Annotated in this window: 11 protein-coding genes; 5 read left to right on the top strand and 6 right to left on the bottom strand. The window is 68.7% G+C overall.

All coding sequences use genetic code 11. The features are described 5' to 3' along the window. Positions 1–369: 369 nt before the first annotated feature. Entirely contained in the window at positions 370–1,080 is a 711-nt protein-coding gene (locus OG407_RS02905) for a TetR/AcrR family transcriptional regulator (protein WP_405854683.1), read from the bottom strand. A 103-nt stretch (positions 1,081–1,183) separates the two neighbouring features. Here OG407_RS02905 and OG407_RS02900 point away from each other — a divergent pair, with 103 nt between their 5' ends. After that, the gene (locus tag OG407_RS02900; protein WP_405854681.1) at positions 1,184–2,311 is read left to right on the top strand and encodes an FAD-dependent oxidoreductase; all 1,128 of its coding nucleotides are present in this window, start codon (positions 1,184–1,186) and stop codon (positions 2,309–2,311) included. A 37-nt stretch (positions 2,312–2,348) separates the two neighbouring features. Here the strand turns inward: OG407_RS02900 and OG407_RS02895 are convergent, their stop codons facing one another. The 4 genes from OG407_RS02895 to OG407_RS02880 all read right to left on the bottom strand — a co-directional run bounded on the left by OG407_RS02895 (position 2,349) and on the right by OG407_RS02880 (position 5,230). Next, positions 2,349–3,320 carry an alpha/beta hydrolase fold domain-containing protein gene (locus tag OG407_RS02895; RefSeq protein ID WP_405854679.1) on the bottom strand — a complete coding sequence of 324 codons (972 nt, stop codon included), beginning with the start codon at positions 3,318–3,320 and terminating at the stop codon, positions 2,349–2,351. Between the two features lie 38 nt (positions 3,321–3,358). Continuing rightward, the gene (locus OG407_RS02890; protein ID WP_405854677.1) at positions 3,359–3,604 is read right to left on the bottom strand and encodes a hypothetical protein; all 246 of its coding nucleotides are present in this window, start codon (positions 3,602–3,604) and stop codon (positions 3,359–3,361) included. Between the two features lie 161 nt (positions 3,605–3,765). Further along, on the bottom strand, positions 3,766–4,689 hold the full coding sequence (locus OG407_RS02885) for an NADP-dependent oxidoreductase (RefSeq protein WP_405854675.1): 924 nt from the start codon (positions 4,687–4,689) through the stop codon (positions 3,766–3,768). A 130-nt stretch (positions 4,690–4,819) separates the two neighbouring features. Then, positions 4,820–5,230: a winged helix-turn-helix transcriptional regulator gene (locus OG407_RS02880; RefSeq protein ID WP_405854673.1), complete on the bottom strand. Its 411-nt coding sequence runs from the start codon at positions 5,228–5,230 to the stop codon at positions 4,820–4,822. Between the two features lie 346 nt (positions 5,231–5,576). Between OG407_RS02880 and OG407_RS02875 the strand changes: the two genes are divergently transcribed. The 3 genes from OG407_RS02875 to OG407_RS02865 are packed head-to-tail and all read left to right on the top strand — an operon-like array spanning position 5,577 to position 7,994. Beyond that, the gene (locus OG407_RS02875) at positions 5,577–6,299 is read left to right on the top strand and encodes a metal-dependent hydrolase (protein WP_405854672.1); all 723 of its coding nucleotides are present in this window, start codon (positions 5,577–5,579) and stop codon (positions 6,297–6,299) included. 29 nt (positions 6,300–6,328) lie between these two features. Continuing rightward, a complete protein-coding gene (locus OG407_RS02870) occupies positions 6,329–6,874 on the top strand; it encodes an XRE family transcriptional regulator (protein ID WP_317770824.1) in 546 nt (181 codons plus the stop codon). Positions 6,875–6,929: 55 nt separating this feature from the next. Then, a complete protein-coding gene (locus OG407_RS02865) occupies positions 6,930–7,994 on the top strand; it encodes a threonine aldolase family protein (RefSeq protein ID WP_405854669.1) in 1,065 nt (354 codons plus the stop codon). An 89-nt stretch (positions 7,995–8,083) separates the two neighbouring features. Here the strand turns inward: OG407_RS02865 and OG407_RS02860 are convergent, their stop codons facing one another. Next, a complete protein-coding gene (locus OG407_RS02860) occupies positions 8,084–9,484 on the bottom strand; it encodes a glutamate decarboxylase (RefSeq protein ID WP_405854667.1) in 1,401 nt (466 codons plus the stop codon). A 1,253-nt stretch (positions 9,485–10,737) separates the two neighbouring features. Here OG407_RS02860 and OG407_RS02855 point away from each other — a divergent pair. Then, the gene (locus OG407_RS02855) at positions 10,738–12,330 is read left to right on the top strand and encodes a peptidoglycan-binding protein (RefSeq protein WP_405854665.1); all 1,593 of its coding nucleotides are present in this window, start codon (positions 10,738–10,740) and stop codon (positions 12,328–12,330) included. The last annotated feature ends 100 nt before the right edge of the window (positions 12,331–12,430 follow it).

Raw genomic sequence — 12,430 nt, 5'->3', positions numbered from 1 at the left:
GAGACCGCGTACGACAGGGTTTGCCCGACCCTCACCCGTACGACCTCGCCGTGCGCGGGTGTCGTAGCGCCGGAGACGTACGACCGCAGGCGTGGGCCGCCCTCCAACTCCACGACCGCGAGGTGGCGAGGGAACGGCCAAGGTTCCGGATGGACATGGTGGTTGCTCCGGGCGTTCTGGTTCGGGGGCGGAACGCTCTGCTCCGGCGCACGATAGGCAGGGGTGCCGGTGAGGTTCGGGAACGACCGGATGAACGTGGACTTTTTTCAGGGCGACACTTCGGCGGGCGGCGCCTAGGGGCCCTCAGTCATGCGACGAGCGACGCGACGATCCCGCCCGGGGCGGTGATGGCCGAGGCTGTCGGCAGATCTAACCGTTCATCGGGTGCAGAGCGGTTACGCCCGCGAGGACGAGGTCGATGCCGGCGAGGAACTGCTCGCGGTCGTCGTGTCCGCGCACCTGGTTCGCGACGGCCCGGGTGAACGGGTAGTCGTCGGGGTCGAGTTCCTCCCAGGCCGTCGATACGGCGTCGAGGAACTGGGCGCGGTCCACGTCGGGCCCGAGAGTGCCCGCGCTCGCGGTGTTCGCGGCGTTCTGGCCGGCGGCGCCGAGGATGTAGTGCATCAACGCCGAGGTCGCGGTGAACCAGCCGGCCTCGGGCACCCCCAGCGCGCGGACCTGTCGGCCGATGCTCTCGAAGAGCCGCGGCGCCACCGGCCCCCAGGGGCTGTGGGAGATCTGCGTCGCGAGCTGCGTGGCGAGCCACGGGTGCTCCTCGATCGCATCGAACAGGCCGAGCGCGACGGCGCGGATCCCGTCCTGCGGCGCGTCCGGAGACCCGGTGGGCTCGACGGCCAGGGCCGCGGCTACGACGGCGTCGGTGGCGGCGCCGAGCAGCTCGCCCTTGTTCGCCACGTGCCAGTAGATCGCCCCGGGCCCGGTGGCCAGGCGCTCGGTCAGCGTCCGGAACGTCAGCCCGTCCTCGCCGACCGTGTCGAGCAACTCGACGGCGGCCTCGACGATGCGCTCACGGGAGAGCGCCTCCGTACGCCGCTGTGACCGGCCCGTCCGCGTTGCCATGCGGCCATCTTGACATAACTGGAGCGCCGTTCCAACAATGGAACGGCATTCCATAGAAGTCGGCCGGAACTCACCCGGCGACCCGGATCCCCAAGGAGTCACCATGGACAGGCACATCACGATCATCGGCGCCGGACTCGGCGGCCTCACCCTCGCCCGCGTCCTGCACGTGCACGGCATCCCGGCCACCGTCTATGAGGCGGAGCCGGCCCCGACCGCACGTGCCCAGGGCGGGATGCTCGACATCCACGAGGACAACGGCCAGCCGGCCCTCGCTGCGGCAGGCCTGACCGAGGAGTTCCGCGGCCTCGTTCTGGAGGGCCGCGAGGCGACACGGGTCCTCGCCCCGGACGGGACCGTCCTCTTCGACGACGACAGCACGCGCGGACGCCCCGAGGTACTGCGCGGCGAACTGCGCCGCATCCTGCTCGACTCGCTCCCGGCCGGCACCGTCCGGTGGGGGCACAAGGTGACCGGCGTCCGCGCCCTCGGCGAGGGCCGCCACGAGGTGACCTTCGCCGACGGCACTGCCATCACCGCCAGCCTCCTGGTCGGTGCCGACGGCGCATGGTCACGGGTCCGCCCGCTGCTGTCCGGCGCGACACCCGAATACACCGGCAAGTCGTACGTCGAGACCTATCTGTACGACGCCGACACCCGCCACCCCGCGGTCGCGAAGGCGGTCGGCGGCGGGTCCCTGTTCGCGCTCGCCCCGGGCAAGGGCATCCAGGCACACCGCGAGAGCGGTGGCACCCTCCACACCTACGTGGCGCTGTCCAGGCCGCAGGACTGGTTCGCCGACATCGACTTCACGGACTCCGCCACGGCGGCCCAGCGGATCGCGCGGGAATTCGACGGCTGGGCCCCCGAACTCACCGCCCTGATCACCGAAAGCGACACCCCGCTGGTCCTACGACCCCTCTACGCCCTCCCCGTCGAACACCGCTGGGACCGCGTGCCCGGCGTAACCCTGCTCGGCGACGCCGCCCACCTCTCGGCCCCGAACGGCGAAGGCGCCAACCTGGCCATGTACGACGGCGCCGAACTCGGCAAGGCCCTCGCCGCGCACCCCGACGACCCGGAGGCGGCCCTCACCGCATACGAGCAGCCGCTCTTCCCGCGCAGTGCCGCGGCCGCGATCGACGGCGCCGACCTCAACGAAGTGCTCTTCGGCGACAACGCGCCGCAGAGCCTGCTCGACATGTTCACCGGAGGCGAGTCGACCCGCTGAGACATTCACCCCGTGGCCCGACGGGCAGAGAACTCGCTTACTCCGGCAGGTCGGCGCTGTCGAGGTGGCGGTGCAGGAATTCGGTGATGACGTTCATGACGGTCGCGGACGACCAGACAAGGGCAGCATCCGAATCCGCGAGAACTCCGAAATCGCCGTGATTGGCCCCGGCCACGACATAGCGGGTGCTCTCAACGCCTGCACTGAGAAGGGCCTTGTGCACGTGCTGCGTCTGAGAGGAAGAGACGAGCATGTCGTCGCTGCCGTGGAGAAGAAGGAACGGCGGGGCCGAAGCCGTCACGTAGGTTGCGGGATCCGCAGCGCTCACCGCCTCGGGAATTTCCGAGAACAGTGCGCCGGCCTTGCCGACATAGGCCGAGAAATGCGTGGCAGTGCGCTGGTAGTGGAGCCGCGCCTCCTCGTCGAAGTCATCGGCGATCGCCGAGAGCAGGGAGGTGCCGAAGGCGTCAACCACGGCTTGAACGGCACCTGTTGAGGATGGACCCGCGTCTCCTGCAAACTCGGGCAAGTCATTCGTGACACCCGTCAGCGCCGCCACATGACCACCGGCTGACTCTCCCCAGAGGGCAACCGCACGCGGGTCGATACCGAAGTCATCCGCATGCTGCCGCAGATAGGAGAGGGCTGCCCGCACATCGTGGACGGAATCCAAGTAGGTGCCACCGTCGGGTGCGACGCGGTATTCGACACTGGCGACGACAAAACCAGATTCGGCAACGTGTCGACGTACATCGAACGCCATCGCCTTGTTGCAGCGAAGGAACGCCCCACCGGGAAGGAAGAGGACCAGCGGAAGCCGGTCTCCCGACGCGGGCCGCAGAATGTCGGCCTTCAGCTCACGCGACTCTCCGTTCGGTAGATCCACGGTGCTGAAGACGACGTCAGGGTGGCTTTCAATCTCGACCGCGCCAAGAGTCATCTGCGGATTCGGGCTGACATTCAGCAAGGTGCTGTCGGCGAGGTCGGGTGGCGCGATGGTGCTGGCCATAGGCGCGGGGAGCTTGGGGGCGGACGGGATCTCAGGTGTCATATAGCGAGTTTGTCGCTGTCGTAAAAAAACGTCAATGGACATGGAGGGGCTTCCTCCACCTCCGCGGAGGAAGCCGTCGCCGTGTCGAACGTGATCGGCTGATTGCCGCTGGGCTGACCCGAACTCCGCCTGACAGACGGCAGGTTCGTCACCAGCGCCGGGATGATCTCGGCGGCGATGGCACCGAGGAACTCCTCGGAGTCGGTGAGCTCGGTGGTGCCGGCAGGCTGTGGGGTGGGCACGAGCGAGTGTCTGCCGATCGGAGGTGCCGCCGTCCAAGGCGCGGCCCGAGACCTCCGCCTCGACCACGACCTTCTCGGCTTTCGCGTCGAGCGACACGGCCGGGTGCCACTGTGCCCACTCGTCGAGCGCGACCATCACGCGCCACGTGACCCCAACCGGTCTACGGCACCAGTACGATCCGGCCGCGCTGGCCGCCTCGGGCGAGCTGGGCGTGGGCCTCGGCGGCCTGGGACAGGGGGTAGGTCTGCGCTACGCGTGGTGTGAGGACGCCGACCTCGGCGAGGGCGGAGAGGTAGGCGAGACGGGTGGGTTCGGGGCCGGCGGTGGTGTTGCGTACGACCACGCCCCGCTCCGGTGTCGGCAGGACGTCGACCCGCACGCTCACGAAGACGCCGCCGTCGCGGACGGCCGCCAGCGCGGGTGCGCCCAGCGCCGCCGCGTCGAGCACGCCGTCCACGCCTTCCGGCACGAACCGGCGTACCGCGTCGCTGAGTTGCTCGTCGCGCGCCACGAACCAGGTGGCACCATGGTCGCGGAGGAACTCCTCGTCCTCGGTCCGTCCCTGCGCGACGATCCGTACGCCCCGTGTCCGTGCCAACTCGACGGCGTAGCCGCCCACGGCACCGGCGGCGCCCGTGATGAGCAGGGTGTCGCGAGGACGTAGCGGGAAGTGGTCCAGGGCCATCGAGGCGGTCATCGCGTTGAGGGGGATCGTCGCCGCGAGCGTCAGGTCCATGCCCTCGGGTGCGAGGGCGATGGAGTTGAGGTCGGTCACCAGGTACTCCGCCTGGGCCTTGGTGGGGCGCTGTACGGCGGAGTGGAACACGATGACCGGCGTTCCGACCTTGAGGAGGACACCCGTACCGACCGCGTCGATCGTCCCGGCGGCGTCCAGACCGAGACCCGTGTACTCGACCTCGTCCAACGGCCCGAAGAACCCGCCCCACACGGCGGCGTCGGCGGGATTGAGCGCGGCGGCAGCGACCTTGACGCGGATCTCGAAGGGGCCCGGTTCCGGGAGGGGAACCTCCAGGACCTCGACGGCCTCGGGTCCACCGATCTTCTTGACGACTGCAGCGCGCATGATGTCCGCCATTCCGTTTGCGTATCCGAACACCACAAACGCTAGGCGGGTTACGATCGATTAGTAAGTAGGCACTTTAAAGTGCGTTACGGCCTGCGGAGTGGGCGAGGCTGACGTCTGTCGCCTGTCGTCACTGGTCGCTCTGCCGGGCGTCGTAGCGTCCTCGCGCCTCGTCCACCTCGTCGGTTTTCTCGGCCGCCCAGTCGCGCACCTGGGACAGCAGGCCGTAGAGACCCTGCCCGAGCGGGGTCAACTCGTAGTCGACGCGTACCGGCACGGTCGGCGTGACCGTCCGGGTCACCATCCCGTCGCGTTCGAGCATGCGCAGCGTCTGGGTGAGCATTTTCTGGCTCACGCCCGGGATCTCGCGGCTGATGTGGCTGTACCGCATCGGCTCGCCGTACGACCCGAGGGTGCACATCGTCAGGCTGACCCACCGGTTGCTGATCGTCGAGAGCAGGGCCACCGCAGGGCAGTCGTGCATGTACGCCTCGTACGTGCCGGGCTCGATCTGACGCGCCTGCTTCGCCTTGGTGGCCACCTGGTTCTCCCATCAGGACTGCAACGCACTCAAGAGTGCCTACGTACCAAACGATCGTAACCCGCCTGGTGTTCGTCCTATTTGCGTGATTCGAGTCGTTCTACTTCGCAAACGATGGATGCGCCACGCTCCGTGCGTTGCATGGGGCGGGGGTGTTGGCGCGCCTGCTGGATGTGAGGTGTCGGGCGCTGGCACTGGCGTGATTCCTGATGCGTCGGATGGTGGAGCGGTTCCCGTGGTCCGAGTGGTCTCGGGCATTCGTCGATGTCTGGCCTCGCGGGCGGATGTGTTGATTAAAACGAACGACGCGTTCACTATTCCTCTCCTGGTTCGGTATAGTGAACGCATGGTTCATTCGATCGCGGATTCTCGGGTCGGCGCACAGATCAGCGCCTACCTCGACGACACCTACTTGGAGCAGGTCGACACGCGGGTGATCGCGGTTGGTGAGACGGACGGGGCGCCCTGGGCGGCCGTAGAGCACTGTCTGTTTCATCCGCAGGGCGGGGGACAGCCTGCCGACCGCGGGTGGTTGGGGGATGTGGAGGTCCTTCCGGTCCGGGAGCGGGAGTCGGGGCTGGTTGTGGCTATGGCGGCTGAGGGCGGGGGGCTTCCGGACCTTGCCGTGGGGGAGTGGGTGCGGGCCCGGATAGATCTGCGGGACCGGATGCTGCATGCCGCTCTGCACACGGCCGGGCATCTCGTCGAGGCGGTCGGGCGGACGCAGGGGTGGGAGATGGTCGGGAGCATTCACTTTCCCGGTCAGGCTCGGATCGAGTTCCAGGCGCCGCACGCGGACGCGCGGCTGGGCGACCCGGACGGGCGGGAGGAAGTGACCGCCGTGCTGCGCGCCGCCGTGGCGGGCGCGGTCGCCGATGATCTGCCGGTCTCCGCGCGGTACCTCCCCGACGGGCGGCGGGTGGTGCATCTCGACGCGCTGCACTCCGCGCCGTGCGGCGGCACGCATGTGCGCAGCCTCGGGGACCTGGCCGACGTGGTGCTGCCGACACTGAAGGTCAAGAAGGGCCGCATCCGCGTGTCCTACACCGCGACCCACCGGAGCCGTTGATGACACCCCCGCCGTCCGGCCGTCGGCCGGTGAGCAGTACCGCCGCCGCGGTCGGCGCGAAGATCCGGCTGCGCCGTCAGCAGCGTGGGATGAGCGCTGCGGAGATGGCCCGGCGGGCCGGGCTGAGCAAGGCCACCCTGTCGCAGCTGGAGGCCGGGAACGGCAATCCTACGATCGACACCCTGGACGCGATCGCGATCGCCCTGCGCATCCCGATCGCCGACCTGCTGGCACGAGACGCCGACACCGGACCGGTCTTCCGGCCGGGCACGGACATCGAACCCGGGGAAGTCTCAAGGGAGTTGCTACGCCGGATCAGCAGCGGCAACAGCCTGGAGATCTGGCGGCTGCGCATCCCGCCGGAGACGGAGCTGGCCGGCGTACCCCACGCCACCGGCACCATCGAGCACCTGCTCATCGCCACCGGGCACGTCACTGCCGGCCCCGTCGACGCGCCGGAGGACCTGGGACCCGGCGACATGCTCGCGTTCGCCGGTGACGCCCCGCACTTCTACCGTACCGGTGCCGAGGAGGTCGACATCACGGTCGTCTTCGCTTCTCCCATCAGCACCTGAGGCACCGTCAACAACCATTATCTCAGCAGTACTTGAGACCGAGGAACCCCCGCTCATGAGCACCTCCACGATCGCCACCACTCCCTCCAGCCGTGCCTTCATCAGCGACAACATGGCCGGTGCGTCCCCGGAGATAGCCCGTGCCGTCGCCGACGCGGCGGCCGGGCAGGTTCTGCCGTACGGCAACGACCCCTTCACCGACAGCGCCCGCCGCAGGCTCGGCGAGATCTTCGAGCGGGACGTCGATGTCTTCCCGGTGTCCACAGGGTCCGCGGCCAACGGCCTGAGCCTGGCCGCCCTCACCCCGCCGTGGGGGAGTGTGCTGTCCCACCCGGACAGCCACATCAACACCGACGAATGCGGCGCGCCGGAGTTCTTCACCAACGGGGCCAAGCTCGTCGGTGTGCCGGGCGCGGACAGCAGGATCGACCCCGGTGCGCTGCGGGTGGCGGTGCGTCGGCGGGCCGGTGATGTGCACAGTGTGCAGCCGTCCGCGGTGAGCATCAGCCAGGCAACCGAGAGCGGCAGCGTCTACACGCTGGCGGAGATCCGCGAACTGTCCGCCATCGCCAGGGACGCGGGGCTGCGCGTCCACATGGACGGGGCGCGCTTCGCCAACGCCCTGGTCCAACTGGGCGCCACCCCGGCCGAGATGACGTGGAAGGCGGGCGTCGACGTGCTGTCCTTCGGCGCCACCAAGAACGGTGCGATGACCGCCGACGCCATCGTCTCTTTCGACCCCGCGCGCGCCGGTGAACTGGCCTTCCGTGCCAAGCGTGCCGGCCAGCTCGCCTCCAAGATGCGCTTCAACACGGCCCAGATCGACGCGTATCTCACCGACGATCTCTGGCTGCGCAACGCCCGCCAGGCCAACGCGATGGCAGCCCGACTCGGCGACGGCCTCAAGTCCATTGCCGGGGCAGGTCTGTTGGCTATCCCGCAGGCCAACATCCTCTTCTGTCGTCTGCCCCAGGAGGTCACCGAAGGCCTCCTCGCGGAGGGGTACGCCTTCTACCACGACCGGTGGGAGCCGGGCATCGTCCGCTTCGTCACCGCCTTCTCGCACAGTGCCGACGACATCGACCAACTGCTGGACGCGGTCCGCCGCCACACCCACTGACGGGAGTTGCCGCGGACCGCGTACCGGCTGTCGCTCAACTTGGCCCAGGAGAAGGCGAGTTGGTGGCGACGGAGGCGCAGGGAGTGTCGTCAGGCGGAGACGAGGGGCTGGTGCGGGGGCGCGAGCGTCGGGCGGCTGGTGTGCAGGCTCCTGGTGACCTCGGTGAGGTCGGCGATGAACATGCCGGCGAGTTCGGCGGTGAACCCGGTGCGCACCACGAGACGTAGGACGGAGACGTCCTGGCAGGGCGCGGGGAAGCTGTAGGCGGGCAGATGCCAGCCGCGGGCCCGCATCGCGTGGGAGACGTCGAACACCGTGAAGCCCTGTGTGCCGGGCTTCAACCGAAAGGCGAACGCCGGGAGTTCGGAGCCGTCCGTGATCAACTCGTAGGGTGCGATGGTCTCGATGCGCGAGGCGAGTGCGCGGGCCGTGGTGCGGCTCTGCGACGCCAGACTGCGCAGCCCTTCGACGCCGTAGCGGAGGAAGCTGTAGTACTGCGCGACGACATGCGCGCCCGGGCGGGAGAAGTTGAGGGTGAAGCTGGGGGAGCTGCCGCCGAGGTAGTCGACCTCGAACACCAGGTCGTCGGGGAGGGCTTCGGCGTTGCGCCACAACGCCCAGCCCAGGCCGGGGAAGACGTGGCCGTACTTGTGTCCCGAGGTGTTGATGGAGGCGACGCGTTCGAGCTGGAAGTCCCACATGAGCCCCGGGTCGAGGAACGGGGCGACCATCGCGCCGGACGCGCCGTCGACATGGACGGGGATGTCGGTGCCGGTGGCGGCCTGATAGCCGTCCAGGGCCATGCAGATGTCCGCGACGGGCTCGTAGGAACCGTCGAACGTGGACCCGAGGATCGTCACCACGCCGATGGTGTTGTCGTCGCAGTAGGCGGTGAGGGTGTCGGCCGTGAGGTGGTAGCGGCCCGGCTCCATCGGGACGTAACGCGGTTCCACCTCGAAGTAGTTGGCGAACTTCTTCCAGCAGACCTGGACGTTCGCGCCCATCACGATGTTCGGGCGTGAGGTGTCCTTGCCCTGGGCGCGGCGGCGTTCCTGCCAGTGGCGCTTGAGTGCGAGTCCGCCGAGCATGGCGGCCTCGCTGGAGCCGGTGGTCGAGCAGCCGCGGACCTGCTCCGCGTGCGGCGCGTGCCAGAGCCGGGCGAGCATCCGTACGCAGCGTTCTTCCATCGCCGTGATCTGTGGGTACTCGGCGCGGTCGGCGAGGTTCTTCTCGGCGGTCTCCGCCATCAACTCCCTTGCCTGCGGCTCCATCCAGGTCGTCACGAAGGTGGCGAGATTGAGACGCGCGTTGCCGTCGAGCATCAGCTCGTCGCGTACGCGGCGGCAGACCAGGTCGGGCTCCGACGCGAACTCCGGCAGCGCGTCGACTGGCTGGAGGAGGTCAACGGCCGGCGGGAGACCGCCGCCGCGGGTAACGGTCAGGGTGTCGAACTCGGCTTCGGGCATGACGTCGGTATGCGGGATGGGCATGAGTGTCTGGATGCCTTTCTGGTCCGTGCGGCCCCGTGCACTCCGACGCTAGATCGCCGAGCGGTGCGGCGTATGTGCCGATTACACCGATCCAGTGATCGATTTGCGGACTGATGAACTGGATTTTCCCTTGTACATACTGGGCATTACTTTTTGCAGGGCTGGACTTGCCTGTCGGTGGGCTCTGACCAGGTTCTTCTGGGTGGGCGGGGTTGGTCTGTGGGTCTGCGGTTTCCCATGCTGCAGCGCGGCAGGAGGGTGCTGCCGCCCTACGGGGCTTTGACCTCGGTGCCTGGATCCGGCCCCTTGTGCGCTCTGGCGAGCCCGTTGCGCAAGGGGGCTATTGAGTAAGTCCCCCTGGCGAGTGGCCAGTTCAGTCGGACGGGTACTGGATGGTCCTGTCCCGCCTGCCCTGTACGCGCCGGCGGCGAAGGCCTTTCTGGTGCGGCGGCAGGATCCCGGCGATGAAGCGGGCGACCCGGTGCTGCACCGATTCGAAGAGCCTCTCGTAGCCGGTCCGGGGCTGCGGTGCGTCGTCCAGTATCTGGTAGCCCCCTGTCCTGTCCCGGGTGATCGGCAACAGGCCCTTCGCGGCGGCGACTTGGCGCAGATGCGCGAGGCCGGTGTGGAGCTGGTCCTGGGCGCGGGTGCGTTCGTGGCCGTCATTGGCTGGACGATGGTCAGTAGGACCGGCGCGGGCAGCTGGGCTTCCAGCACCACCAGGGGCGCTTGTGCCAGCGCAACTCCATTGCGCTCTCGCCGTACGGCAGTTCGCGAGCCGGGTCCCCGTCGAGGACTTCACCCTGGTGGCGAGCACCGCACAGACCGGGCACTCCCGGGCCCTTTTATCGGCCGTGGCGAGGTGGAGCCGATGTGTCCCGTCCGCGGCCGATCGACCCGTGCGACGGACACCCCGTTGCTTCCACAGCACCAGCATCCCCGCAGTCGAGACCTGGGCCGCTACCCACGCAGCCAGCCCGTTCGGCGGTTGCGTCGAAGCCGTCCCGCTCGATCGTCACCTTGCTGTGGATCCCGGCAGGTCAGTGCCGGTGTCGTCCCGCAATCGCGCCAGATCCCGGCTCGCTGTGGACGCGGGCCGGACGGGGGCCCAAAGATCACCTGCAGCGCTGCTTCTGCTTGGCGCCGCCCAAGCGCTGGACAGTTGGTGCCGGCAGGACTCGAACGCCGTGTCGCTCAGCGGTTCCCGCGTTGCTCACCGCAACCAGACCAGACGTCAAGGATTGGAACATGTCATGAGCCTGTTCGGCCACAGCCATCAATTGTCTCGACGCAGGCTGCTGACCCTCGCCGGCGGCGCCGCCGTGGCCACCGCGACCGGCATCGGATTCGCTCAGTCGGCGTCCGCGACGTCTACGGCTTCCGCGGTGACCGGCTACGGGATCGACTATTCCGACGCGTCGCTCACCGCCGGTTCGGTCGCTGCGGCGGGCTACGGCTTCGTGTGCCGTTACCTCAGCTGGCTGCCGAACTCGAAGGTCCTCACCCTGTCCGAGGCGCAGGCCCTGACCGCCGCTGATCTGGGCATCGTCTCCAACTGGGAGTCCGACGGGCTGCAGGACTGGCAGAGTGGTGTCCCCGCAGACCCCTACTCCCAGGGGGCCGGGCATGCCACCGAGGCGCAGCGGCAAGCGCTGGCCAACGGGATGCCGTCGTCGCGGCCGATCTACTTCAGCGTCGACTTCGACCTTCAGCCCTCGATGTATTCCGCGCTCAACTCCTACTTCGACGGCGTCGCCTCGGTGATCGGCCGGTCTCGGACCGGTGCGTACGGCGGCTACCACGTGATCGGGGAGCTCTTCGACAGCGGGAAAATAGCCTGGGGCTGGCAGACGTACGCGTGGTCCGGCGGGAACTGGGACAGCCGCGCGCAGTTGCGGCAGGTCCAGAACGACATAACGGTCTCCGGGCACGACGCGGACCTCGACCAGGCGATGGCCGCCGACTTCGGCCAGTGGGGCGGCACGGGCGGCGGCGGTGGAGGTGTCATCCTGCCGTCCTGGCCGAACATCACCGACGGCATGACGGGGCCCAGCGTGCAGGCGGCGCAGTATCTCCTGCGCTATCACGGTGCCTCGATCACCGCGGATGGGCAGTTCGGGTCGGCCACCCTTGCCGCGGCCAAGAGCTTCCAGTCCGCGCATGGTCTCGGCGTGGATGGTCAGATCGGCCCGCAGACGTGGTCGGCGCTGATCGTCCAGGTTCAGGACGGCTCCAGCGGTGACGCCGTCCGGGCCGCCCAGGTGGAGCTGAACCGGTTCGGTTACGGCCTTACTGTCGACGGCAGTTTCGGCTCCGGTACTGTCAGCGCCGCCCGGGCTTTCCAGTCCGCGCACGGCCTGGGTGTGGACGGCCAGGTGGGACCGCAGACCTGGCAGATGCTCGTGGGCACCGGGAACGGCGCCTCGGGCGGTAGCACCGTCGCGCCGCCCTGGCCGAACGTCATCGACGGCGACACCGGGAACAACGTGCTGGCCGCGCAGTACCTGCTGCGCTACCACGGTGCCTCGATCACCGCTGACGGCCAGTTCGGGTCGGCCACCCTTGCCGCGGCCAAGAGCTTCCAGTCCGCGCATGGTCTCGGCGTGGATGGTCAGATCGGCCCGCAGACGTGGTCGGCGCTGATCGTCCAGGTTCAGGACGGCTCCAGCGGTGACGCCGTCCGGGCCGCCCAGGTGGAGCTGAACAAGTTCGGCTACGGCCTTACTGTCGACGGCAGTTTCGGCTCCGGCACTGTCAGCGCCGCCCGGGCTTTCCAGTCCGCGCACAGCCTGGGCGTGGACGGCCAGGTCGGACCGCAGACCTGGCAGATGCTCGTCGGCAGCTGACCGCCGAGCCCCTCCGGTGGCGGGTGTGCGGGGCGGGATGACCGCGACGGTTCTTTCGTCCCGCACTCGTTCGCCGTGGGGGAGACAGGCCTGCTCTCCG

This window comes from Streptomyces sp. NBC_01515 (assembly GCF_045040345.1).
Taxonomy (GTDB): Bacteria; Actinomycetota; Actinomycetes; order Streptomycetales; family Streptomycetaceae; genus Streptomyces.
This window is presented reverse-complemented; position numbering and strand designations above follow the sequence as displayed.

Excerpts from the sequence above, each read along its gene's own strand:
- OG407_RS02905 (WP_405854683.1), bottom strand. The coding sequence starts at position 1,080 with ATGGCAACGCGGACGGGCCGGTCACAGCGGCGTACGGAGGCGCTCTCC.
- OG407_RS02900 (WP_405854681.1), top strand. The coding sequence starts at position 1,184 with ATGGACAGGCACATCACGATCATCGGCGCCGGACTCGGCGGCCTCACC.
- OG407_RS02895 (WP_405854679.1), bottom strand. The coding sequence starts at position 3,320 with ATGGCCAGCACCATCGCGCCACCCGACCTCGCCGACAGCACCTTGCTG.
- OG407_RS02885 (WP_405854675.1), bottom strand. The coding sequence starts at position 4,689 with ATGCGCGCTGCAGTCGTCAAGAAGATCGGTGGACCCGAGGCCGTCGAG.
- OG407_RS02875 (WP_405854672.1), top strand. The coding sequence starts at position 5,577 with ATGGTTCATTCGATCGCGGATTCTCGGGTCGGCGCACAGATCAGCGCC.
- OG407_RS02865 (WP_405854669.1), top strand. The coding sequence starts at position 6,930 with ATGAGCACCTCCACGATCGCCACCACTCCCTCCAGCCGTGCCTTCATC.
- OG407_RS02860 (WP_405854667.1), bottom strand. The coding sequence starts at position 9,484 with ATGCCCATCCCGCATACCGACGTCATGCCCGAAGCCGAGTTCGACACC.
- OG407_RS02855 (WP_405854665.1), top strand. The coding sequence starts at position 10,738 with ATGAGCCTGTTCGGCCACAGCCATCAATTGTCTCGACGCAGGCTGCTG.